Raw genomic sequence first — 24,809 nt, forward strand, 5'->3', positions numbered from 1 at the left:
AATCACGAGGTAAGCATGCATATATCCAGGCAAGAATACGCACGTCGACGCAAGGCTCTGATGGCCCAGATGGAGCCTAATAGTATTGCGGTATTGCCGGCGGCGCAGGTGTATGTGCGCAATCGTGATGTCGAACATCAGTATCGGCAGGACAGTGATTTTCAGTATCTCACCGGCTTTCCCGAGCCGGAGGCGGTCGCCGTGCTGATTCCAGGCCGCGAACATGGTGAATATGTGCTGTTTTGTCGGGAGAAGGACAAGGAGCGCGAACTCTGGGACGGTTACCGTGCCGGCCAGGAGGGGGCGGTGAGTGAGTATGCCGCCGATGACGCCTTTCCCATCACGGACGTGGACGATATTTTGCCGGGTCTGATCGAGGGCCGCGAGCGCGTCTATTACGCGATGGGTGCCAATCAGGACTTTGATCGACGCTTGACCAACTGGATCAACGTGATTCGTAGCAAGGCGCGGCTTGGCGCGACGCCGCCCAATGAGTTCGTTGCACTGGATCACCTGTTGCACGATATGCGCTTGTACAAGAGCGCGGCTGAAATCAAGGTCATGCAGGCGGCAGCTGAGATTTCAGCCCAGGCGCATGTCCGCGCAATGCAGGTTTGCCGTCCTGGTGCTTATGAGTATCAGCTTGAAGCTGAGCTGCAGCATACCTTTATGCGCCATGGCAGTCGTTCGCCGGCCTATTCTTCTATCGTCGCGGCAGGGCGCAATGGCTGCATTCTCCATTACACCGAAAATACCAGTCAGATTCGCGATGGCGATCTGATTCTGATCGACGCTGGCTGTGAGCTTGACTGCTACGCCAGCGACATTACCCGCACCTTTCCCGCCAACGGTCGATTCAGTACCGAGCAGCGCGCCATCTACGACATTGTACTGGCTGCCCAGCAGGCGGCGTTCGAGGTCATTGCCCCGGGCCGGCACTGGAACGAATCGCATGAGGCTACCGTACGCGTCATTACTGCGGGGCTTCTGCAACTGGGTCTGCTCAAGGGTGATTTGGAAGAACTGATTGCCAATGAGACCTACAAGCGGTTTTACATGCACCGTGCCGGCCATTGGCTGGGCATGGATGTGCATGATGTCGGCGATTACCGTGTTGGCGGTGAGTGGCGCGAGCTGGAGCAGGGGATGGTGATGACCGTGGAGCCAGGCATTTATATTGCCCCGGATGATGATAGCGTGCCGCGCAAGTGGCGGGGTATCGGCATACGTATCGAAGATGATGTGGTCGTCACGCGCTCTGGCTGCGACATTCTCAGCGGCGGGGTACCCAAGGATGCAGATGAAATTGAAGCCTTGATGGCCGAAGCGCGGCAAGATGTTGGAGCGCTTGCGTGAGCAGTCAGTTGAGTATCGTTGGTGGCGGCATGGTGGGCGCATGCCTGGCGCTGGCATTGCAGCCGTTTGCTCGGCAGGCCGGCTGGCGAATCAGGCTGGTCGAAGCGCACCCCCCCGGTGACAAGTTGCAGACCAGCTACGATGCTCGTGCTACCGCGCTGTCGCATGGTAGTCGGTTGCTGCTGGAGCGGCTTGGTGTATGGCAGGCTCTGGCTCAAGGCGCGGAGCCGATTCGGCATATTCATGTGTCGGATCGCGGTCATCCCGGCATCACGCGGCTGGATGCGCACCAGGAAGGTGTGCCTGCGCTGGGTTATGTGGTTGAAAATGCGTTGCTTGGCCAGGTGCTGCTCAGTGCCCTGGACCGGGAGGTAGTTGAATGGCTAGCGCCAGCGCGGGTTGTCAGGCTGCAGGCGCAGGTGGGCGGTTACGCGCTGGACATCGAACAACAGGGGCAGCTAAGCCAGCTGGAAACCGATCTACTGGTGCTGGCTGACGGTGGTCGTTCGGGTTTGCTTGATCAACTGGGGGTGCACCGCGAGGTCAAGCCTTATGGACAGGCGGCGATTATTGCCAATGTGAGTTCGGCCGAGGGGCATAACTCGGTCGCCTACGAGCGCTTTACCCAGTCAGGTCCGTTAGCCTTGCTGCCCCTCTCGAGCAAGCGCAGTGCGCTGGTCTGGACGCTGCCGGAAGATCAGGCGGCCGAGGTCGCCGCGTTGCCGGATCCGCTGTTTCTGGCGCGGCTGCAGGAAGCGTTCGGCTACCGTATGGGTGCGCTGACGCAAGTCGGCGCGCGTGCCTGTTACCCGCTGCAGCTGATTGAGGCGCAGGAGCAGGTGCGGCCGCATCTGGTAGTACTGGGTAACGCCGCGCACAGCCTGCATCCGATCGCCGGGCAGGGCTTCAATCTGTCGCTGCGCGACACGCTGGCGCTGGCAGATACGCTGATTGCAGCGGGTCGGCAGCAGCGTCTGCCTGGTGATCTGGCGGTCTTGCAGGAGTACCTGCAGAGGCAGCAGCGCGACCAGCGCCAGACGGTTGCTTTTAGCGATTATCTGACTCGGTTGTTCAGCAACTCTCAGCCATTGCTGACTATAGGGCGTAATCTTGGGCTGTTGGGCCTGGACCTGCTACCGCCCGCGCGGCGACTGTTTGCCCGGCAGGCCATGGGCTTGAAAGCATGATCGGCCCCCATGAGGAATCCGCCTTGGCTCAGCAGTATGATCTGATTATTGTCGGCGCGGGCATGGTCGGGGCGACCCTGGCCATGGCGCTGGCAGATAGCCCTTTGCGTATTGCGCTGCTGGATGCCGTGGCACTCGATCGGCCGGTTACCCGTCAACTGACTGCGTCGGGTTACGATCCGCGTGTCAGCGCGCTAAGCGCCGCCTCTGAGCGCATTTTTACCCGGCTGGGCGTCTGGCAGTTGATAGATGCCCAAGCGCGTTGCGCCTATCGGCATATGCATGTTTGGGATGCCGACGGCACTGGTGATATTCATTTTGATGCGCACAGTCTGAATGAAAATCGCCTTGGTCATATCATCGAGAACCAGCGCATCCAGCAGGCCTTGCTCGACGCTCTGCGCGGCACCCGGGTCAGCTTGCTGGGTAGTCGGCGAGTTGAGGCGTTGGTCAAGGAGGAGCATGGTTGGCGCCTTGGTCTGGCGAATGGCGAACGGCTTTATGCGCCGCTTATCGTCGCCGCTGACGGCGGTCGGTCGCAGCTGCGCGAACTGGCTGGTTTTGCCATGCGTGAATGGGATTACCTGCATAGCGCGATTGTTACGACAGTGCAGGTAACTCAACCGCATCAGGATACGGCGTGGCAGCGTTTCTTGCCGAGCGGTCCATTGGCTTTTTTACCCCTGCCAGATGTAGAGGGTCGGCACTATTGTTCAGTTGTCTGGTCGCTGCTGCCCGAGCAGGCCCAGCGAGTTATGGCACTCGATGACACATCATTCGCAGGTGAGATTGGCGAGGCCATTGAGCGGCGGGTGGGCCGGGTCCTGGCGGTTGACGCCAGGCACTGTATCCCGTTGCGCCAGCGTCACGCCAAGGACTATGTGATGCACGGCCTGGTGTTGGTAGGGGACGCTGCGCACAGCATTCACCCGCTGGCCGGGCAGGGTGTCAATCTCGGGTTGCTGGACGCCGCCGAGTTGACTGATGTGCTCACGGCGGCCTTGCAGCGCGGCGAAACCTTGTCCGATCTGGCGGTATTGCAGCGCTATGAGCGGCGCCGGATGGGTGCCAATCTGGGCATGATGGCGGCGATGGAGGGTTTCGAGCGCCTTTTTCATGCTGATGCGCTACCGCTGCGCTGGCTGCGCAATGCGGGGATGCAGTGGTTGGATCAGCAGGCGCCACTGAAATCGATAGTCATGCGCAGAGCTATGGGTCTGGAGGGCCGGCTACCTTCCTTGGCGCGCAGTCCTGACCCGTATGCGGAAACAGACTAAATCAACGTTGCTAAACTAAATCCTAATCATTATCATCTTGTCTCGGTTTAATAATCTGAGGCTTGAACATGTCCTTTATCCGCTCCATAGCTGCCATGAGTCTGGCGATGACTGCCTTTACCAGCGTCGCCCAGGCTAAGGAACTGGTAGTGTATTCTTCCCGCCAGGAACATCTGATCAAGCCGGTTTTCGAGCTTTATACCGAAAAGACCGGGATCAAAATCAACTATATTACCGACAGCGAAGCGCCTCTAATGGCCCGCTTACGTGCCGAGGGCGTTAATACGCCGGCGGACATGTTTATCACTGTCGACGCAGGCAACCTTTGGCAGGCCGAGGAAATGGGGCTGTTCCGCGCGGTGGACTCGGATGTGATCAAAGGTAATATCCCCGCCCAGTATCGTGCCGAAAGTGGCCAGTGGACGGGTTTGTCACTGCGCGCGCGGACCATCGTCTACTCCACTGAGCGGGTTGATCCCTCGGATCTGAGCACCTATGAGGCGCTGGCTGATGACGAGTGGAAAGGTCGTCTGTGCCTGCGTACTTCGAAGAAGGTCTATAATCAGTCTCTCACTGCAACCATGCTCGAAACCCTAGGCGAAGAGCGCACCACAGAAGTGGTCAAGGGCTGGGTGGCGAACTTGGCGACGCCGGTATTTGCCAACGATACCTCGCTGATGGAGGCGATCGACGCCGGTCAGTGTGATGTGGGCATCGTCAATACCTATTATTTCGGGCGCCTGCAAAAGGACAAGCCGGATGTCAAAGCGGCACTGTTCTGGCCAAACCAGGATGATCGCGGTGTGCACGTGAATATCTCCGGTGCTGGTGTAACCAAGCATTCCAAACAGCCGGAAGAAGCTATCAAGTTTCTGGAGTGGATGACCACCCCGCAAGCGCAGCGCATCTTTGCCGACGTGAACCAGGAATTCCCCGCCAATGAATCGGTCAAGCCGTCTGATGAAGTCGCAGCCTGGGGCGATTTCAAGAAAGACACGATCAACGTTGAAGTGGCCGGCCGCCGTCAGCCGGAAGCGATCATGTTGATGGACCGCGAGCGCTGGGACTGATATCCCGCTGGCGACCCGTAGCGGATTTGCTCTGCGAAATGCGTTACGGATGAGCCTTGAATGGCGTTTGTCGATATACTGCACGCCCGGTCTTGAGCCGGGCGTGTCCGTTTCCGAGTATCGACTCTCAAGCCAACAGGAGTGGTTGTGCCCCAACGCCTGATGTCCACCATGCCCCGCTGGCGCTGGGTTGCCTACTTATCCGCTGCGCTGGTGGTGATGCCACTGTTGGTGCTGTTGCTGAGTTGGCAGTCGGTCGACACCCATATCTGGTCGCACCTGCTGCAAACCCAGTTGTTCCGCCTGATCGGCAACACCCTGACGCTAGTGGTTGGCGTGATCATCGGTGTGCTGATCCTCGGCGTGAGCCTGGCCTGGTTGATCAGTCTTTGCGAGTTTCCCGGGCGGCGCTGGCTTGACTGGGCACTCATGCTGCCCTTTGCGATACCCGCCTATGTGCTGGCGTTCGTGATGATTGGCGTGCTGGATTTCGCCGGTCCGGTGCAGACCTTGCTGCGCGGTTGGCTGGGCAGCGATTTTCGCATGTTCTCGATACGCTCCACCGGCGGTGTAATTTGCGTGCTGGTGCTGGTGTTCTACCCCTATGTTTACCTGCTCGCCCGCAGCGCCTTCATGGCCCAGGGCAAGGGCTTGATGGAAGCCTCGCGGATTCTCGGGCAGACGCCCTGGCAGGGCTTTTGGCGCGTGGCATTGCCTATGGCTCGGCCTGCCATTGGTGCCGGAACCGCTCTGGCTGTGATGGAAACCCTGGCGGATTTCGGTGCTGTATCGGCGTTCAATTACGATACGTTCACCACTGCGATCTACAAAACCTGGTACGGTTTCTATAGCCTGCAAACCGCGACCCAACTGGCCAGCGTATTGTTGTTATTCGTTTTCCTGGCGCTGTTTGCCGAGCGCCGCGCGCAGGGTAGCAAGCGCTTTCCTGGAATTGATCGGCCTCGCCAGGGCGCTATATACCGGCTGCGGGGCGTCAGGGCGTGGCTGGCGACTGGCTATTGTCTGCTGGTGCTGTCCATTGCCTTTATCATCCCGGTGACCCAACTTGCCTATTGGCTGATGCGCAGCGGTTTGAACGATCTGGATAGTCGCTATTGGTCGCTGATCCAGAACACCCTGCTACTAGGCGGCATGGCGGCGTTGATGACCGTGACCCTGGGTATCTTGTTGGTGTTGGCCAAACGTTTTCAGCCTATCCGCAGGGTACGCAGCGCCGTGGCTGTGGCTAATCTGGGTTACGCATTGCCGGGTTCGGTGCTGGCGGTGGCGATCATGTTCGCCTTTAGCCTGGCGGACAATCAGCTGTTGATCCCCTTGCGCCGCTGGTTGGGTGAGGAGCAGCCGTCTCCGCTGTTGTTGGGCAGTCTTTTTGCTCTGCTACTGGCTTACCTGATTCGCTTTATGGCAGTGGCCTACGGGCCGCTTGACACGTCCCTGGCACGCATCAGACCGTCGCTACCCGAAGCGGCACAAAGCTTGGGGCAATCAGGCTGGCGGGTGTTCACCCGCATTTATCTGCCGCTGTTGTTGCCGGGTATTCTCAGTGCTGCCCTGCTAGTGTTCGTCGATGTGCTCAAGGAAATGCCCGCTACATTGCTGATGCGGCCATTCGGCTGGGATACTTTGGCGGTTCGTATACACGGATTAACGGCCGAAGGCGACTGGGCCAGAGCTTCGCTACCGGCGCTGACGCTGGTGCTGGTGGGCTTGATTCCGGTGATTGTGTTGATCCGCCGGTCAGCGCGACGCTGAATCTGGGGCAAAAGCTGCAAAAGAGCCGCGTTTATGGCTACAATCCACACCCAACACTCCCCCTCAATATTGAAGGACGACCGCATGGGTTCGCGCACTCCCCTCTATGATCAACATCTGGCCTGCGGGGCCAAAATGGTCGATTTCGGCGGCTGGGATATGCCCCTTCACTATGGTTCACAGATGGAAGAACATCATCAGGTGCGCCGTGACGTGGGTATGTTCGACGTTTCGCACATGACTGTGGTTGATGTGACCGGTAGTGAAGCCAAAGATTTTCTGCAGCATTTGCTGGCCAATGATGTGGCGCGCCTGAAGACTGCAGGCAGGGCGCTGTATAGCGGCATGCTCAATGAGCAGGGCGGTGTGATCGACGATCTGATCGTCTACCTCGAAGACAACGGCTATCGTTTGGTGGTCAATGCAGCCACCCGTGACAAGGATCTGGCGTGGATGAATCTCCAGGCTGACAGTTTCGCCGTCAAGCTGGTCGAACGCTCGGACCTGGCAATGCTTGCCGTCCAGGGGCCGCGCGCACGGGAGGTTGCGGCCACTGTGGTCAGTGACCAGCGCGCCGCACTGATCAACGATCTCAAACCTTTCCAGGGTTTGGCCAGCGATGACTGGTTTATCGGTCGTACCGGCTACACCGGAGAAGACGGGCTGGAAATCATATTGCCCGCTGACCAAGCGCCGGAGTTGTGGAACGGGCTGCTCGCCGCTGGCTGCAAGCCCTGCGGCCTTGGCGCGCGTGACACCTTGCGTCTGGAAGCCGGTATGAACCTCTACGGTTCCGATATGGATGAAAATATTTCCCCCCTGGCGGCGAACATGGCCTGGACCATCGCCTGGGAGCCGGCCGAACGTGATTTCATCGGCCGCAAGGCACTGGAAGCGCAGCGCGAAGCAGCCGATCAGCCCAAGTTGGTGGGTCTGGTGATGAAAGAGCGCGCAGTCTTGCGCGGCCACCAGAAAGTCATTGTCGAGGGTGTTGGCGAGGGCGAAATTACCAGCGGCAGTTTCTCTCCCACCCTGAATTGCTCCATCGCCCTGGCTAGAGTGCCACGCACCACTGGTGACAAGGCACAGGTCGAGATTCGCGGTAAATTGCTGGACGTACGGGTGGTCAAACCCGGCTTTGTGCGTCACGGCCAGGCTGTATTCGAATAAGTTTTCCCTTTTCTGTTGAGGATCGTCCCATGAGCAATATCCCCGCTGATTTGCGTTACGCTGCCAGTCATGAATGGACCCGTCAGGAAGCTGATGGCACCGTGACCATCGGTATTACCGACCATGCCCAGGACTTGCTGGGTGATGTGGTCTTCGTTGAGCTGCCCGATGTCGGCCGTACCGTCAGCGCCGGTGAAGAGTGCGCCGTGGTTGAGTCGGTGAAAGCCGCCTCGGACATCTATGCCCCGGTCAGCGGTGAAGTGGTTGCGGTCAACGAAGCGCTGGCCGACGGCCCGGAGTTGGTTAACAGCGAGCCCTATGAGGGCGCCTGGTTCTTCAAGATCAAACCGTCTGACACTAGCGAGCTGGACAAGCTGATGGACGCTGATGCCTATGGTGCGTCTATCTGATTGCTGTGATTGACGCGCGTTTAGGTGTGCAAACACTGATTGATTCGGGTGTGGCGCTGGCGCCGTTGAGTTCGGCCTGTTCCGGACACGCTACAAGCACATCCATGTGGGCTCGGCGGTGCTAGTCCGACCGCCAGGGATGGCGGAAGTGGCGAATATGCAGGAGCGTTTTTCGCCCAGGGCACCGACGGTCCGAAACAGGCCGAACTCAACGACGCTCGTTGGCCTCGGTGTGCAATCAGTGTTTGAGTGACTCTTCAGCAAGCTGCTACGAGCTGGTCGCGTGGTACTGCGATGGCAGACCGTCGATGGCATGGACGCCATCGATGAGCCTACAGGGATGTATTCACGGCGAGTCTGACATCGCAGTACCACGCAGACACGCCACCTCGGCAGACACGATAAACAAAGTTTTTATTTTCAACAGGTGCCCCCCATGAGCCGTACCCCAAGCCTTACCGATCTGGAACAGACCGATGCCTTCCTGCGCCGCCATATCGGCCCGGATGCCGCAGAGCAGCAGGCCATGCTCGACACCCTGGGTGTCGAATCGCTGGATGCGCTGATCAACCAGACCGTGCCGCACAGCATCCTGCGCAAAGACCTGCTGAATCTGCAGGCGCCGCGCAGCGAAGCGGAAGTATTGGGGTACCTCAAGGGCGTGGCCAGCAAGAACGAAATCTACACCTCCTGCATCGGCATGGGTTACCACGGCACCCTGACCCCCACGGTTATCCTGCGCAACGTGCTGGAAAATCCGGGTTGGTATACCGCCTATACGCCGTATCAGCCGGAGATTGCTCAAGGCCGGTTGGAGTCGTTGCTGAACTTCCAGCAGGTATCGATTGATTTGACCGGCATGGAGCTGGCTAGCGCGTCGCTGCTGGACGAAGCTACCGCCGCCGCTGAAGCCATGGCCTTGGCCAAGCGTGTGGCCAAGAGTAAGAGCAACCTGTTCTTTATCGACCAGGATTGTCATCCGCAGACCATCTCCGTGGTCAAGACCCGTGCCGACGCCTTCGGTTTTGATGTGGTTGTCGATGATGTAGCAGACCTGGGGCAGCATGACGTCTTTGGTGCACTGTTTCAGTATCCCAATACCTGGGGCGAAATTCGCGACCTCAAACCGTTGATCGATAGCGTTCATGCACAGAACGGCTTGGCCTGTGTCGCGGCTGATCTGCTCAGCCTGGTGTTGCTGACTCCGCCCGGCGAGCTGGGTGCGGATGTGGTCTTCGGATCGGCGCAGCGCTTTGGCGTACCCATGGGTTATGGCGGGCCGCACGCGGCCTACTTCGCTACCCGTGATGCCTACAAACGCGCGATGCCTGGGCGCATCATTGGTGTGTCGATCGACACCCGCGGTAATCGCGCGCTGCGCATGGCGCTGCAGACCCGTGAACAGCATATCCGTCGTGAGAAGGCCAACTCGAACATTTGTACCGCACAGGTGCTGCTGGCCAACATCGCTAGTTTCTATGCGGTGTATCACGGCCCGGAAGGTCTGAAGACCATCGCCCAGCGTATCCAGCGTCTGACCGCCATACTAGCGACCGCACTGGAAAATCGCGGTATCAGTCGGCAGAATCAGAATTTCTTCGACACCCTGACCTTCAAGGTGCCGGGTAACGCAGCCGAGATTGTCGAGCGCGCTCGCAATGCGCGTATCAACCTGCGCCTGATTGACGCCGATCACTTGGGTGTCAGCCTGGACGAGACCAGCACCCGCAAAACCGTGGAGGCGCTGCTAGCCTGTTTTACCGGCGACAATCAGAGCCAGGATCTGGCTGCGCTGGACGACCAGGTAGCTGCTTCTGGCCTGGGTATTCCCGCAGCGCTGCGTCGGCAGTCGGCGTTTCTGACGCACCCGGTGTTTAACAGCTATCACTCGGAAACCGAGATGCTGCGCTACATCAAGTCGTTGGAGAACAAGGATCTGGCGCTCAATCACGCGATGATTCCGCTCGGCTCCTGCACCATGAAGCTCAACGCCACCACCGAAATGATCCCGATCACCTGGCCCGAATTTGGCCAGCTGCATCCCTTTGCGCCGCTGGCCCAGGCCGCCGGTTACAAGATCATGATCGATGAATTGGAGACCATGCTGCGCGAGATCACCGGCTTTGACGCCATCTGCATGCAGCCCAACTCTGGCGCGCAGGGCGAGTATGCTGGCCTGCTGGCGATCCGTAAGTTCCATGAAGCCAATGGCGACGAGCATCGCAATGTCTGTCTGATCCCGACTTCGGCGCACGGTACCAATCCTGCCTCGGCGATGATGGCCAGTATGCGCGTGGTGCTGGTCAGCTGCGATGATCAGGGCAACGTAGACACCGAAGATCTGCGTCAGAAGGCTGAAGACAATGCAGCCAACCTGGCGTGTCTGATGATTACCTACCCGTCCACCCATGGTGTGTATGAAGAGGGTATTCGCGAGATCTGCGACATTATTCACCAGAACGGTGGCCAGGTATATATGGACGGCGCCAACCTGAACGCTCAGGTAGCACTGACCCGTCCGGCGGATATTGGTGCCGATGTGTCGCACATGAACCTGCACAAGACCTTCTGCATTCCACACGGCGGTGGCGGCCCGGGCATGGGCCCGATTGGTGTCAAGGCGCACCTGGCACCTTATGTCGCCAACCACCCGGTGGTGCCTTTGGATGGCCCGAATGAAGAGAACGGCGCGGTCAGCGCAGCGCCCTGGGGCAGTGCGAGTATTCTGCCGATCAGTTGGACCTATATCGCACTGATGGGCGCGCAGGGTCTGCGTCAGGCTACCGAGGTGGCAATCCTGAATGCCAACTACCTGGCCAAGCGCTTGGGTGAGGCCTATCCGGTGCTGTACAGCGGGCGTAATGGCCGGGTCGCGCACGAATGCATCATCGACATCCGTCCGCTGAAAGCGGCTTCCGGCATCAGTGAGGAAGACGTGGCCAAGCGTCTGATGGATTTTGGCTTCCATGCGCCGACCATGTCCTTCCCGGTATCGGGCACCTTGATGATCGAGCCGACCGAGAGCGAATCCAAAGCTGAACTCGACCGTTTCGTCGATGCCATGCTGACTATTCGCGGTGAAATCAGCCGGGTCGAGAAAGGCGAGTGGAGTGCAGAGGATAATCCCCTGCATAACGCGCCACACACTCTTGCAGACATTACCGGCGAGTGGGAACGTGGTTATTCGCGGCAGGAGGCGGTGTTTCCGCAGTCATGGGTGGCGGCGAACAAGTTCTGGCCTAGCGTGAACCGTATCGACAACGTCTACGGTGACCGCAACCTGTTCTGCGCCTGCCCGCCGATCGAAGCCTACGAAGACTGAAGCCAGAGCGGCTGCCGTACCATCCCGGTGCGGCAGCCCCTTAGCTATAGCTGTGTGGTAACAACAATTCCGCTCTTACCCCTTGCCCGGGAATATTCAGCAGTTTGACGCTGCCGCGGTGCAGTTGCGCTACCTCACTGACCAGACTCAGGCCCAGGCCGGTGCTTTTGCGCTGGCCGTCCGGACGTGATAGCGAGTAAAAGCGTTCGAACACCCGCTCCAGGGCATAGTCCGGCACGGCCGGGCCGTCGTTGCTGACGCTCAGCAGAATCTGCTCCGCCTTTGCGCTCGCCTGCACGCTGACCTGTCCACCGGGCAGACTGAAATCGATGGCGTTGTCGAGCAGGTTGCTCAGGGCCTGTTCGAGCAGAAAAGACTCGCCTTCGACCGTCAACCCGGGCTCCACCTGCTGGCTCAGGGTCAGTTGCTTGCGCAGTGCCTGACTCTGCTTGGCGCTGAGCTCGGTATCGACCAACGTTGCCAGATCAATGGTCTCCGGGCTGTCCAGGTGCTGGCGCTTTTCCACGCTCGCGAGTGACAGCAGACGGTCGATCAGGCGCTGCATGCGCGCCGTTTCCATCTCGATATTTTGGGTGAAGCGTTGCCGCGCCTCGGCTGGCAGATCACCCTCTTGCAGCAGTTCAGCAGCGCCGCGGATGGCGGATAGCGGTGACTTCATCTCGTGGGTGAGGGTATGCACGTAGTTTTCCACATAGGCCTTGCCGTCGATTTCTGCGCGCATGGCCTCGGTAGCCCGGGCCAGACGATCCAGCTCCCGCTCACCAAGCACCGGTAGGGCAACACGCTCGCCCCCGCGCACCCGTTCTACATAGTTGACCAAACGCCTGATCGAGCGCGTGAGCCAGATCGACATGGTGCCGCCTAACAGCAGGGCGGCCAGCAGAATCAAACCCCCGCGCTGCCAGAAGTGTGCATTGGCCAGGGTAATGAAGGGCTGCAGACTGGCGGTGGGCTGGCCGAGGCTGAGCACCCCGAGCAGGCGGTCGTTGGCGTAAATTGGCGCGGCCACGTACATGAAACTGGTGGTTTGATCCTCCAGGTCGGTGCGCGTGGTGCGCGCGCCGTACTCTCCTTGCAGGGTCAGGGTTACATCGCGCCAGGTGGAAAAGTCTTCACCGATCAACGCCGCTTCGCTGTGGTAGAGCACCAGGCCGTTGTGATCAGTGATGTAGAGCTGCAGTTCCGGGCGGGTCTTTTCGCGCGACCAGATCAGCGCTTCCAGTTGCCGCTGCCGATAGGCTTCCAGTGCTTCACTGAAAGGGCTGCCCGGTGCGAAACCGGTTTCCCAGTGCAGGGCTGCAACTTCGGCAAGCAGGTTGCTACTGTCGACCAGGACTTCCTCACTGGCCTGGCGCATCGAGGAGGGCAATTGATTGATGACGCTATTGTAGAACAGCAAGGTGCCGATACCGGCCAGCAGAAACCAGGCGGCGAAAACTCTGACGCCCAGGCTCACCGCGACGAGCTCCCGTCCTGCAGATCGATGCTGTAGCCCAGGCCCCTGTGGGTAATGATCGGATCGGTATTCGGGGTGATTTTCTTCAGCTTGGCACGGATGCCCTTGATATGGGTATCCACTGCCCGGTCAAAACTGGCGGCCGGATCTTCCCAGGCCGAGTCCATCAATTGGCTGCGGCTCATCACATGTTCCGGGTGTTTCAGCAGAGTGCTGAGAATCAGGTATTCGTAACGGGTCAGGTCCAGCCAGTGATCGCGATAGCGAATGCGGCGGCGCTGTGGATCATGCAGAAAGGCAGAGCTGGATGCAGATGCCTGCGGAATATCGGGCGATGGTCGTGCGCGCCGCAGTATGGCCCGTACCCGGGCGGAGATTTCCCGTGGGCTGAAGGGTTTCACCACGTAGTCATCGGCGCCAATCTCAAGGCCAACGATACGGTCGACTTCCTCCTTGCGCGCGGTCAGGAACATCACCGGTACGCTGGAAAACTGGCGGATCTGCCGGCATAGCTCAAAACCGCTGATATCCGGCAGGCCGACATCCAGTACCACGAAATCCACCGGCTGCTGCTGCAGCCACTGCAGTCCGTCATGCGCCAGGGCGCACCAGTGTACCTCGAAGCCCTCGCTGCCCAGCGCGTAGAGCAGGGCATCGGCGATCGCTGCTTCGTCTTCGATAATCAGTATCCGTTCACCCATGGCGCCCGCTTCCGTGTCTGTCTGGGGCGATTGTGGCGGCTTTGCCAGGGTTGGCGCAATCATTCTGTGGGCTCCAGCCAGGCGTTGACCACATAGCGTAGCGGGCCGCCGCTGGTCAGCGCGCCAAAGGGATAGCAGGTGACCAGGCGCAGCTCGGCCACACCCTGGTGGAACTGCATCGCCTCCTTGCGGCTGTCGACCACGCGGGTATCGGCTACCCGGTAGTTGAACAGCTTGCCCTGCATGGTCTGCACTTGCAGGTCCTGATCCGCTTGCAAGTGCTCGAGAAAGGCGAAGTGACTGTCCTGATGACCGGCCAGCACTACAGTGGCTGTCTCCCCCGGTGCGGCGCTGGCCGGGTGGTGGCCCGGGCCGAAGGCCAGCGCCTCGCCACTGGTGCTGGCGAGTACATAGTGCATGCCGCCGTCGGGGTCGGTGAGTCGAGCCACTGGCCAGGTATCGGCCCAGGGCCAGGGCCGCACGGGCTCGCCTGATGCCAGGCTGGCCGTCCAGGCTCGGCTGATCAGCAACTGCGCCAACTCGGCCTTGGCCTGCAGCCAGAGGGCTTGGCCGGCCAGCCCACCGGCACTTGCCAGCAGCACTATTGCTGCCAGCCAGCGCAGACGTGTGCTGATCGATCTCATGCCAGGCTCCGCTGCCTGGGTAGCAGCACCAGTGCCAGCAGGGCCAGGAGCAGCGCCAGCATCCAGTACCGGCGCAGGCCCAGGGAGGTTTGCGGATAGGCATGGCTCATCTGGTGATCCACTGGGTTGCGGTTACCCAGCTCCTGGCTGTGAAGCGGGTCCTGCGGATTGCGTACCACTTGCTGGTCAACCGCGACAAAGCTGGTATAGCGGCTTAGCAGGCGGTGTTTGAGTGCGACCTCGAGCACGTCTTCGCGTACCTGTGCTTCGCTCTCGCCACGGCTCAGGCGATCCATCAGTACCTCTATCTTCTGTTTGGCCCAGAGCGTCGCGGCACCCGGGTGCTGGTGATGCAAGGGCAGGGTCAGGCGCTGCTGCCAGGGCTCCGGTTGCTTGCCGTGCAGGGTGATGTGTGCAGGCATCTGGTTCAGGCGCATGGCCACGATCAGCGGCTGACCGGCATACAGGTCGGGTAGTTGCTCAGGCCAGTAGTCGGCAGTGATACCGTCGGGCAACTCGATGCGCAGGTCGGTGAGTACCGGGCGCTCCAGTTTCTCGAAGAGCCGGGCCATCTGCTGCTCGACTTCATGCGAATGGGCGATGTAGCTGTAACCGCCGCGACCCATTTCTGCGGCCTTGCGCAAAAGATAGCTGTTTGGCGCAGCACCTATTCCCACGGTGAACAGGCGGGCGCGGTGAATCTGACGGTCGATCATGTCGAGAATGGCGGCTTCATTGCTGACCGAACCGTCGGTGATGAAAATGATCTGGCGCAGGTAGTCGGAGTCATGCGGGAAGGCCATGGCGTCGTGCAGCACTGGCAGCATGTTGGTCCCGCCGTCGCCCCTCAGCTCCCTTACCCATTGGCGGGCCTGAATGATATTTTCCTCGTCGGCGGCGACCAGGTCGCGGAACAGCAGGCGATGGTGGGTATTGAATTCCAGTACGTTGAAACGGTCTTCCGGCTGCAACCGCTCCAGGGCGTAGATCAGGCTCTCGCGCGCTTGGCGCATGCGCTCACCGGCCATGGAGCCAGAAGTATCGACCACCATGATCACTTCCCGCGGCATACGCTCGTTATCACTGGCCAGGTCGCCGGGCATCAGCATCACCAGTGCATGGTTGTCGCCGTCAATGATTTCGGAAAATACGCTGGCGGTACTGGTCAGCTCGGTCTGTAGTTGCCAGTCGAGAACAAAGTCGCGATCCATGGGTACCTGCTCCGCTGGCAACACCAGGCGGTAGCCGCGGCCGTCGTATTCGCTTTTAACGGTATGGCTGGGGCTGTTCAGGCTTTGCAGCTGCTGTCCGGCATCCAAGTAGGTCGAGATCATCACCTGGTGTGATTGCGCAGGCAGGTGTTCATTGGCCAGGATGCGGCCCTCGGGTGATGGGTCCTGCTGCTGGCTCTGCGGCCCTTCTGCATCGGACGGTTCAGCCAGCGGATTGAAGCGCGGCGTCATGGTCAGCGGCAGACGAAGGGAAAAGCGATTGCCATCCGGGACCAGCAGTTCGGTGTACTCCAAGGTGACACTGATGGACTCTGCCGCGGGGATATTGGCCACCGAAATGCTGAACAGGTTGGGGCGGCGCTGCTCTACCAGTCCGGCGCGCTGACCGCTGCTCAGGGCCTGCTGATAGATCTGCCGGGCCTCGGCTTTCTCATGTATGGCGCCGACGATGCGCCGTTGGCCAACCTGCATTTGCATGCCGTGCACGGCGGAACGCTCGGACAACGGGAACGCGTAGACGCCCTCGGCAGTCATATTCAAGCTGTTGCTGAAATGCTGCTGCAGGGTAATGCGCGCAACGGGGCCACTGATCTGAATATCCACTTCAGTGCCCAGCAGTAGCGCAGGGTGCCAGTCGCTCTCGGCGTCATGGCGGACCATCAGGGTGCCGGTTTCGCTGTGATTGAGCCAGCTGTTCAGGCTGGCGGGGGTGCTGGGCGGGGTGTTAGCTAGAACACTGTTGGCCAGCAGTGAGCCTAGTACCAATAGCCATCCGGTTAGGTTGCGCATGACAGGTGCCTCTTGTGGTGTGTGCAGGCAGTGTCGTGGGTCTATGTGGGTTGATGATGTGCTTAATGTGTGGGCGAGGTGTGACAAATCTCCACTTGGCCCTGAGGCTTGCAGTATGCTGTGGCTGGTCGCCGCTGAACTTGGTTCAGGCAACCAGAAAGTGCTTTGCAGCGCACCGGCTGCGTCTCAGCGCTGTTTGCTGTAACTCTTAATCCGGCCGGTCAGGAGACGTATTCTTGAGTAGTGAAGACAGTACACGCAACGTTCATACCGCACAGGATGCCGTGCTAGATGCGCTTGCCCGAGGCAAGCGCAAGAAGCTGCGCAAGCTGACGCGTGCCATGCATCCGGGCAAGCTGGCCAGCTTGCTTGAAGCACTGGATCAGGAGCAGCGCCATGCTGTATGGCAGCAGATTGCGGATGATCAAGAACAGGCCGTTTTGCGTCACCTTGATCCGCAACTGGCAGCCATGCTGCACCGTGACTCCGAAGAGGAGGGGGTTGAAGCGGAGCTGGGTGAAGAGGGTGAGCATGTCTTCACCCATATCGGCAATGTGCGCGAGGCGCTTGAGGCGGGCAAGTTCAAACGCATCGGCAAGGTCTTCCGGCATATGCATCCAGCCAAGGCCGCAGGCTTGCTGGAAGCCCTGCCACCGGAGGAGCGCAGCGCGGTATGGGAGACGCTGGATAACGAGCGGGCCGGCAAGGTGTTGGTGCATCTGCATGACGAGGTGCGGGCCAATCTTGCACTGGAAATGGATGAAGATGAGCTGGTCGCGGCCGCGCGCAAACTGGATCTGGATGATCTGGTCGACCTGATTCAGGCGCTGCCCAAGGGCTCGGGTCGGCAGTTGTTGCTGTCTATGGACGAGATCAAACGGCAGCAACTGGTGGCCATGCTTTCCTACCCGGAAGACAGTGCTGGCGGACTGATGAATACCGACCATATTTCCGTGCGCGCGGAGGTCAAGGTCGGTTCGATTTTGCGTTATTTGCGGCTGCTGGAAGATCTGCCCGACCACACCGACAAGGTCATGGTGGTCGATCGCAAGAATCGCTACCAAGGTGTTTTGCGTCTGAGCCGCTTGGTCACTAGTTCGCCGGAAGCCAGAGTGAGCGAGGTGATGGATGCGGATTTCAAACCGCTCGACGTAGAACTGACCAGCCAGGAAGTTGCCAGGCGATTTGAAGATCTGGATATGCTGTCGGCCGCGGTGACTAATGAGCAGGGTGAGCTGCTCGGGCGTATTACCGTGGATGACGTGATGGACATCATTCGTGAGGATTCCGACCGGGCGATCATGAACATGGCAGGTCTGGACGATGAGGCCGATATGTTCGCGCCTATTCTGACCAGCACCCGCCGGCGTTCCGTGTGGCTGGGTATCAATCTGGTCACCGCTTTTCTGGCCGCCTGGGTCATCGGCCAGTTTCAAGGCACATTAGAGCAAATCGTGGCGCTGGCGGTACTGATGCCGATCGTCGCCAGCATGGGCGGCATCGCCGGTAGCCAGACCTTGACGCTGGTGATTCGCGGTTTGGCCCTTGGGCAGGTTGAAGGAGGTAATGCCAAGGCACTGCTGGTCAAGGAAATGGGTATCGGCCTGCTTAACGGCTTGCTCTGGTCGGTGGTGGTCGCCGCGCTGGCGGTGTTGTGGTTTGGCAGCTGGAAGATTGGTGGCATCATTGCAGCGGCGATCTTGCTTAATTTGTTGTGCGCCGCGCTGGCCGGTTTGACCATACCCTTGATCTTGCGCCGCTTTGGCATTGATCCGGCGCTGGCTGGCGGCGTGATCCTGACCACTGTTACCGATGTGGTCGGGTTCTTTGCCTTCCTCGGCCTGGCGACGCTATTGCTGATCTGAAGCAGGCGGTTTGGCGCCGCTGGCCTAGATGCCCGGCGTCTGGTGATACTCCTTTCAGTCTGTGCCCCATCTCCGCCCAGTAGCAGGTTTGGCTCGGTGGTCCCTCTCTTGCCGGTCATGCCTGCGCAGGCGGGAATCCAAGCCAGCTCAACGACCGCTATCGGCCGTACCAGCATAAAATCCACGTCGCCACACCTTATATTCGCCATTCCATATATCCGTATTTTCATATATGGTTTATTGGAATCAAAACGGAGTTTTCACCGATGCAGCTGGTGCCTATTAACGTCTTCAAATGTCTCGCCGACGAAACGCGTTTGCGGGTGATGCTGTTGATCTCCCGCGAGGGCGAGTTGTGTGTGTGCGAGCTAACCTGCGCACTAGGCGCCAGCCAGCCGAAAATCTCCAGGCATTTGGCGGCATTGCGTCAGTGCGGCCTACTGCAGGACCGTCGGCAAGGGCAGTGGGTCTATTACAGCTTGTCCGAGCGTTTGCCAGAGTGGGTCACGCAGGTACTGCAAAGCACGCTGCAGGCCAACGTTGCCTGGCTAGGTGCTAACCAGCGCCAGCTCAATGCTATGGGCGATCGCCCGCTACGTCAGTTAGCCTGCTGCTGATCGCTAAGGAATACAAAGATGAATGATGATCTTCCCGCACTGGACCCAGGTCGGTTGCCAGCGCCCGATCTCGACCTGCTTGGTCGAGCGCCCAAACTGCAACATCCGCCGCGTATCTTGCTGTTATACGGATCCAACCGACCGACATCGTTCAGCCGCCTGCTAGTTGAGGAGGCCGCGCGCCTGCTGCAGCATTTGGGAGCGGAAACGCGCATATTCGACCCTTCTGGCCTGCCCATGCCGGATGATGCGCCAGACGATCATCCGAAGGTTCAGCAGCTGCGCGAGTGGATGCAATGGTCCGAAGGCCAGGTGTGGTGCTCGCCGGAACGGCATGGGGCGATGACCGGTGTGTTCAAGTCGCAGATCGACTGGGTGCCACTGGCCATGGGCGCAGTGCGGCCCACGCAGGGCAAAACGCTGGCGGTGATGCAGGTCTGTGGGGGCTCGCAATCGTTTAATGTAGTCAACCAGTTGCGCGTATTGGGCCGCTGGATGCGTATGGTGTGCATACCCAATCAGTCCTCGGTACCCAAGGCCTTTCTCGAATTTGAACATGGCCGTATGAAGCCTTCGGCGTATTACGACCGGGTTGTCGATGTGGTGGAAGAACTGATGAAATTCACCCTGATATTGCGTGAACAATCGGATTATCTGGTGGACCGTTATTCCGAACGTCGCGAGTCGGCTGCGGCACTGTCCGAGCGCGTCAGTCAACGCAGTATCTGAAACAGCTCTAAGCTGTTGAACTGGCCTGCAGGCTATCTATGTAATGTATTCAGGAGATCGACATGACTATCAAGGTAGGAATTAACGGCTTTGGTCGTATCGGCAAGTTACTGGTGCGTGCTGCCTGGGATTGGCCGGAGCTGGAGTTCGTGCAAATCAACGATCCGGCCGGCGACGCCACTACCCATGCGCATTTGCTCAATTTCGATTCGGTTCACGGTCGCTGGCAGCATGAAGCAGGTCATGTTGAGGGCGCGCTAACGATTGGCGATCGACACATTGCGCTGACTCAGAACAAGGCGATTGCTGATACCGATTGGTCGGCCTGCGACCTGGTGATCGAGGCTAGTGGCGTCAATAAAACCGTCAAGGCGTTACAGGCCTATCTAGACCAGGGCGTGAAGCGCGTGGTGGTCAGTGCGCCAGTCAAGGAGTCTGAAGCCTTGAATGTGGTGATGGGGGTCAATCAGCATCTGTTCGATCCCGCACGGCACAGGATCGTTACGGCCGCGTCCTGCACGACCAATTGCCTGGCACCAGTGGTCAAGATCGTGCACGAAAAACTCGGCATCAAGCACGGCTCGATTACCACCATTCACGACCTGACCAATACCCAGAGTATTCTCGATCAGCCGCACAAGGACCTGCGCCGTGCGCGGGCCTGCGGTATGAGTCTGATCCCGACCACGACCGGGTCGGCCAGCGCGATTGCGGAAATTTTCCCGGAGTTGCGCGGCAAGCTGAACGGCCATGCGGTGCGCGTGCCGCTGGCCAATGCGTCGCTAACCGACTGTGTATTCGAGGTGGAAAAGCCTACCAGTGTTGAAGAGTTGAATGCCTGGTTCAAAGCGGCCGCCGAGGGCGAGCTGAAGAATATCCTCGGTTACGAGGAGCGGCCGTTGGTATCCATCGATTACCGCACCGATCCGCGTTCGTCGATTATCGATGCGCTGTCGACCATGGTGGTCAACGGCACTCAGGTGAAGATCTATGCCTGGTATGACAATGAGTGGGGCTATGCCAATCGCACAGTCGAACTGGCCCGTCTGGTCGGTCAGGCTGGCTGAGCATGGGCATGCTCGCGCGCTTGTCGCCGGATGTTCGCCAGTATCTGGTGGTCACTGGCAACTACTGGGCCTTTACGCTGACCGACGGCGCGTTGCGCATGCTGGTGGTGCTGCATTTCTACAGCCTGGGCTATAGCCCGCTGCAGATTGCCGCGCTGTTTCTGTTCTACGAGATCTTTGGTGTGATCACCAATCTGGTGGGCGGCTATCTGGGTGCGCGTATTGGCCTGAATCGCACTATGAACATCGGCCTGGCGCTGCAGGTGATCGCATTGCTGATGCTGACGGTCCCCGCCGAATGGTTGACGGTGGTCTGGGTGATGGGAGCCCAGGCCATGTCAGGCGTGGCCAAAGATCTGAACAAGATGAGCGCCAAGAGCTCGATCAAGCTGTTGCTGCCGGACAACCAGCAGGGCGCCTTGTATCGCTGGGTGGCGCTGTTGACCGGGTCAAAGAATGCGCTCAAGGGTGTCGGTTTCTTTCTCGGTGGTGGCCTGCTGGCGCTGCTCGGTTTTGCTGGTGCGGTGCTGGTCATGGCCGTGGTGTTGGCCGGCGTCTGGTTGGCAAGTCTGTTCCTGCTGAAAAAGGATTTGGGCAAGGCTACGGCCAAACCCAAGTTTCGCGAATTGCTATCAAAAAGTCGGCGGATCAACATTCTGTCTGGCGCGCGGATGTTTCTATTCGGCGCAAGGGATGTGTGGTTCGTTATCGCCTTGCCGGTGTATCTCAGTAGTGTATTCGGCTGGGACTTTTGGCTGGTCGGCGGCTTTATGGCGTGTTGGGTTATCGGCTATGGCATCGTGCAATCGGTTGCGCCCTCAATCACTGGCAAGGGGACAGGGCAGGTGCCCGGCGGCAGGGCCGCTTTTGGTTGGGCCGCCGCTTTGGCGTTGTTGCCAGCCGCGATTGCGCTGGGTCTGTATGCTGGTCTGTATGCGCAGTGGGTATTGCTCGGCGGGCTGATGCTGTTTGGCGTGCTGTTTGCGGTCAACTCGTCGCTTCACAGTTATCTAATAGTGTCCTACGCCCAGGCAGACGGTGTGTCACTGGATGTGGGTTTTTACTATATGTCCAACGCGCTAGGGCGTTTGATAGGCACCTTGCTGTCAGGTTGGGTATATCAGGCGTATGGGCTGGAAGCCTGTCTCTGGGTTTCCAGCGCGTTTGTTGCTACAGCCGCGCTGATTTCTCTCGGGCTGCCCAAGGCCGTCCGCTAAGAGCGTTCAAGCGACGCTTTGACTGGGCAGGCTGACCGGGTTGGCTTGAAGCCGGCGCGCGCAATACCAGCCGATCATCGCCATACTGGCGCCGGCCAGACCAATCATCGGCATGGAAAACGCCTGGGTTACCTGGGCGCCGAGCGCTGCGCCGGCGCCTTGGCCGAGAAACATCATCGAGCCGTTCAGCGCCAACGTAACCTGCCGGGCATGCGGCGCCGCCTCTAGCAGTTGCGCCTGCACCAGCGGGGTCATAAAGAACAGTGCTGAGGCGCCGAACACCACGGCGAAACTCAGCCCGAGCCAACTGATAACGCCCTGACCTGGCAGCCAGTTCATCGATAGGGAGTACAGAATCTGCGTGGCAGCGACGATCACGAAAGCACGCTTGAGTACCCGGCCGGGATTGCTCGGCGTGCCGAGCTTGCCAGCAATCACGACACCGCAGAGCGCGCCCACTCCGACCAGCATCTGCGAAAAGGCGACCCATTCGGTGCTGCCGATGATGATTTTCATAACCGGCGCGATAAAGGGCACCACACAAAAGGTCGCGCAGAACGAGGTCAGCGTCATGATCAGCAGGCGCCGTACGGGCGGGTGCCAGCCCAGCGCTAACAGGCGCCAGCCACTCTGGTCCTGACTGGTCACGCGGGGCAGTACCAAACGGATGGCCAGCGCAGCGCCGAGACACAGCGCCGCAGCCAGAATAAACGTCGAGCGCCAGCCGAATTGCGCGCCGATAAGACTACCCAGCGGCATGCCGAACATGAACGCCAAGACCATGCCGCCCATAACCATGGCCAACGCCGGGCCGCGCCGCTCCGGCGGCAGCAGGCTGGCGACCACGGCTGGCACCACCGGGGTTACCAAGGTTGCACCCAGGCCGGCCAAAATACGCAGGCTGATCAGTTCGGTAAAGGTGCTGGCCATGGCGGCGGCGAGGTTGATCACCCCAAGTATCAATAACGAAACCCACAACAGCCTGCGCCGCTCCAACTGGCCGGTACGCAGCGCAATAAAGGGCGCGGTAAAAGCGTAGGTCAGGGCGTAAGCGGCAGCGAGGTAACCGGCCACCGCGACGGAAATGCCCATATCGGCAGCTAGCTCGATCAGCAGTCCGGCGAACACGAAAGTTTGGGTGCCCACTGCGCACGTGGCAGCGGTGAGTACCAGTACGTTTCTATTCATGACGGTTCTGCCTGGCTTGTGCCGGCGTTTAGCGCAACGCTGGCCTGGGCGAATCGATGTTGATAGCGCAGCCCTGATGGATGGCGATTCCTGCGCCGGCGAATGGTCAAAAAGTCGATGACCGAATCGATAACCTGCGGATCCCCCAGGGGCCGGTTGTGTCCGCCCTGATCGAGCCAGAGGGTTCGGATCTCGGCGGCGGCGGCGTTGCGTTGCGCCGCCTGTATTGGCACCACCCGGTCATCCTGTGCATGGACCAGCAACACCTGGCAATCAATTATGCCCAGCCCGCGATCCACCTGAAAGTGCTCAAGCGGCGCATCCAGGTGCGTCTGTATCTGCCTTTCCATGCGCTTTATCGCCCGACCCGACAAGCCTTTAGCCATAGCCTGGCCTACCGCCTGCTTTTTCGCCGCCTGGGGTGCGCCGATCAGAACCAGTTTACTGCTCTTCAGACTGTATTCCTCCATAGCCAGGACACTGGTGGCAGCGCCTACCGAATGAGCAATCACGGCGTGCAGCGGAGCCAAGGCATTGCCCACCGCAGCAATGGCCTGAGCCATGAGCGGCAGCGGGGCAATATGGCCATCTGCTTCGCCGTGGGCCGGCAGGTCCAGCGCGGCAACCGCGTAGCCCTGGTCCAGCAGCGACTGAACGAAACCGCCCAGCGCAAAGTGGTCATTCCCCCAACCGTGTACCAGCAACACTTGCGGGCCATTACCTTTGCGCCAGAAGGGTATGCGCAGACCGCCAACCAGGATCTCGGTTTTATCAAATCCGGCAAATGCCGTCTGCCAGCGGCTCGGCAGGGCGGCGCGTTGGGGTTGCAGAAACAGGCGAGTGCCGATAGCAGCGAAGTGCTCGGGAAATAGCCACGACAAGCTGTGAACCAACTTCAGACGCATTACCTGACCGACGGATTGGCTGTTCATTTGATTTCTCCATAACTACCTACCGATAGGTAGCTTATCAGTCGTTAAAAAAAGCCCTGGATGGGCTGGGTTTGGGGCGCTGACGATTAACCCATCGTGCCGGTTTCCAAGCATTCAGCGCGCAGCTGCGCAATAGTGCGCTCCAACGGCAAGGGGGTACTTTGCACTCTGGAAAGCAGCATGGCTCCCTGAATTCTGACCATGACCTGTTCGGCCCATGCGTCCGCCTCTTCGGTGTTGCGCGCATAACCACCCAGCTCGGCAATGTGCGCGAGCCAGCCACATTGCTCGTGGAGCAGCGCCAAGGCCCAACGCCGGGGCTCTTCGCCCAGATGGTCCCAGTCCCCGGTCACGCCGCTGACCGAACAAAGTCGGCTACCTGCACCGATATGCCGCTGGTAAATATCCAGAAACGCCTCCAACTGGCGCTGGGCCGGTTGGTTGCGCATGCCTTCCATACGCCGGCGAAAGCCGTTCAGGCTGTTTTCCAGTACATCGGCCACCAGGGCTTCCTTGTTCCGGTAATGATGGAACAAACTGGCTTTGCGAATCCCCACCCGATCAGCGACATCCTGCAGGCTGAAACCGTTGACGGTTTGTCGCTGGAGTAGGTCCGAGGCGATGCTGAGTATCTGGGTTCTGGTATCCATGAACCTACCATATGGTAGGTTCCATCTTGCCGTCAACTGGTTTTTTCTGATCCGCTGCCTTGGCCGTCCGGCGGGTGGGCTGCTTAAATATTTCACCTTTAACACGAGGCTGGCATACTGCCAGGGATTTCGTCGG

The 24,809-nt window shown here is 59.5% G+C and carries 20 protein-coding genes; 13 read left to right on the forward strand and 7 right to left on the reverse strand.

What is annotated here, in order from left to right:
• Positions 1-15 precede the first annotated feature (15 nt).
• From pepP to gcvP, 8 genes are all read left to right on the forward strand, one after another.
• A complete protein-coding gene (gene pepP, locus K787_RS0104995; protein WP_022961695.1) occupies positions 16-1,356 on the forward strand; it encodes a Xaa-Pro aminopeptidase in 1,341 nt (446 codons plus the stop codon).
• On the forward strand, positions 1,353-2,543 hold the full coding sequence (gene ubiH, locus K787_RS0105000) for a 2-octaprenyl-6-methoxyphenyl hydroxylase (RefSeq protein ID WP_022961696.1): 1,191 nt from the start codon (positions 1,353-1,355) through the stop codon (positions 2,541-2,543). The genes pepP and ubiH overlap by 4 nt, the downstream gene beginning before the upstream one ends.
• Positions 2,540-3,820, forward strand: a complete 1,281-nt coding sequence (locus tag K787_RS0105005; protein ID WP_022961697.1) for an FAD-dependent monooxygenase — start codon at positions 2,540-2,542, stop codon at positions 3,818-3,820. The genes ubiH and K787_RS0105005 overlap by 4 nt, the downstream gene beginning before the upstream one ends.
• 68 nt (positions 3,821-3,888) lie before the next feature.
• Complete coding sequence (locus K787_RS0105010) at positions 3,889-4,890, forward strand: extracellular solute-binding protein (RefSeq protein ID WP_022961698.1); 1,002 nt, start codon at positions 3,889-3,891, stop codon at positions 4,888-4,890.
• A gap of 162 nt (positions 4,891-5,052) precedes the next feature.
• The gene (locus K787_RS0105015) at positions 5,053-6,663 is read left to right on the forward strand and encodes an ABC transporter permease (protein WP_028614604.1); all 1,611 of its coding nucleotides are present in this window, start codon (positions 5,053-5,055) and stop codon (positions 6,661-6,663) included.
• Positions 6,664-6,747: 84 nt separating this feature from the next.
• Positions 6,748-7,833, forward strand: a complete 1,086-nt coding sequence (gene gcvT, locus K787_RS0105020; protein WP_022961700.1) for a glycine cleavage system aminomethyltransferase GcvT — start codon at positions 6,748-6,750, stop codon at positions 7,831-7,833.
• Positions 7,834-7,862: 29 nt separating this feature from the next.
• A complete protein-coding gene (gene gcvH / locus K787_RS0105025) occupies positions 7,863-8,243 on the forward strand; it encodes a glycine cleavage system protein GcvH (RefSeq protein WP_022961701.1) in 381 nt (126 codons plus the stop codon).
• 436 nt (positions 8,244-8,679) lie between these two features.
• On the forward strand, positions 8,680-11,565 hold the full coding sequence (gene gcvP, locus K787_RS0105030) for an aminomethyl-transferring glycine dehydrogenase (RefSeq protein WP_022961702.1): 2,886 nt from the start codon (positions 8,680-8,682) through the stop codon (positions 11,563-11,565).
• A 40-nt stretch (positions 11,566-11,605) separates the two neighbouring features.
• On the opposite strand, the gene creC is transcribed toward gcvP, so the two are convergent.
• The 4 genes from creC to K787_RS22255 are packed head-to-tail and all read right to left on the reverse strand — an operon-like array spanning position 11,606 to position 16,408.
• Positions 11,606-13,042, reverse strand: a complete 1,437-nt coding sequence (gene creC / locus K787_RS0105035) for a two-component system sensor histidine kinase CreC (protein WP_022961703.1) — start codon at positions 13,040-13,042, stop codon at positions 11,606-11,608.
• The gene (gene creB / locus K787_RS0105040) at positions 13,039-13,743 is read right to left on the reverse strand and encodes a two-component system response regulator CreB (protein WP_028614605.1); all 705 of its coding nucleotides are present in this window, start codon (positions 13,741-13,743) and stop codon (positions 13,039-13,041) included. The genes creC and creB overlap by 4 nt, the downstream gene beginning before the upstream one ends.
• 59 nt (positions 13,744-13,802) lie before the next feature.
• Positions 13,803-14,387: a class GN sortase gene (locus K787_RS0105045; protein WP_022961705.1), complete on the reverse strand. Its 585-nt coding sequence runs from the start codon at positions 14,385-14,387 to the stop codon at positions 13,803-13,805.
• Entirely contained in the window at positions 14,384-16,408 is a 2,025-nt protein-coding gene (locus K787_RS22255; RefSeq protein WP_022961706.1) for a marine proteobacterial sortase target protein, read from the reverse strand. The genes K787_RS0105045 and K787_RS22255 overlap by 4 nt, the downstream gene beginning before the upstream one ends.
• 236 nt (positions 16,409-16,644) lie before the next feature.
• Between K787_RS22255 and mgtE the strand changes: the two genes are divergently transcribed.
• From mgtE to arsJ, 5 genes are all read left to right on the forward strand, one after another.
• Complete coding sequence (gene mgtE, locus K787_RS0105060; RefSeq protein ID WP_022961708.1) at positions 16,645-18,273, forward strand: magnesium transporter; 1,629 nt, start codon at positions 16,645-16,647, stop codon at positions 18,271-18,273.
• Between the two features lie 266 nt (positions 18,274-18,539).
• Positions 18,540-18,890 (forward strand): metalloregulator ArsR/SmtB family transcription factor, encoded by a 351-nt coding sequence (locus K787_RS0105065; protein ID WP_022961709.1) that lies wholly within the window; start codon positions 18,540-18,542, stop codon positions 18,888-18,890.
• 18 nt (positions 18,891-18,908) lie between these two features.
• A complete protein-coding gene (gene arsH, locus K787_RS0105070; protein ID WP_022961710.1) occupies positions 18,909-19,619 on the forward strand; it encodes an arsenical resistance protein ArsH in 711 nt (236 codons plus the stop codon).
• A 62-nt stretch (positions 19,620-19,681) separates the two neighbouring features.
• Positions 19,682-20,686 carry an ArsJ-associated glyceraldehyde-3-phosphate dehydrogenase gene (locus K787_RS0105075; protein WP_022961711.1) on the forward strand — a complete coding sequence of 335 codons (1,005 nt, stop codon included), beginning with the start codon at positions 19,682-19,684 and terminating at the stop codon, positions 20,684-20,686.
• A 2-nt stretch (positions 20,687-20,688) separates the two neighbouring features.
• On the forward strand, positions 20,689-21,903 hold the full coding sequence (gene arsJ / locus K787_RS0105080; RefSeq protein WP_022961712.1) for an organoarsenical effux MFS transporter ArsJ: 1,215 nt from the start codon (positions 20,689-20,691) through the stop codon (positions 21,901-21,903).
• 6 nt (positions 21,904-21,909) lie between these two features.
• Here the strand turns inward: arsJ and K787_RS22260 are convergent, their stop codons facing one another.
• The 3 genes from K787_RS22260 to K787_RS24240 form a co-directional block, all read right to left on the reverse strand.
• A complete protein-coding gene (locus tag K787_RS22260; protein WP_022961713.1) occupies positions 21,910-23,091 on the reverse strand; it encodes an MFS transporter in 1,182 nt (393 codons plus the stop codon).
• Positions 23,088-24,023: an alpha/beta hydrolase gene (locus tag K787_RS0105090; RefSeq protein ID WP_022961714.1), complete on the reverse strand. Its 936-nt coding sequence runs from the start codon at positions 24,021-24,023 to the stop codon at positions 23,088-23,090. Before K787_RS0105090 ends, K787_RS22260 begins: the two co-directional genes overlap by 4 nt.
• 86 nt (positions 24,024-24,109) lie before the next feature.
• Entirely contained in the window at positions 24,110-24,673 is a 564-nt protein-coding gene (locus tag K787_RS24240; RefSeq protein ID WP_022961715.1) for a TetR/AcrR family transcriptional regulator, read from the reverse strand.
• Between the last annotated feature and the right edge of the window lie 136 nt (positions 24,674-24,809).

It is taken from the genome of Halopseudomonas pelagia CL-AP6, from assembly GCF_000410875.1.
GTDB classification, from domain to species: Bacteria; Pseudomonadota; Gammaproteobacteria; order Pseudomonadales; family Pseudomonadaceae; genus Halopseudomonas; species Halopseudomonas pelagia.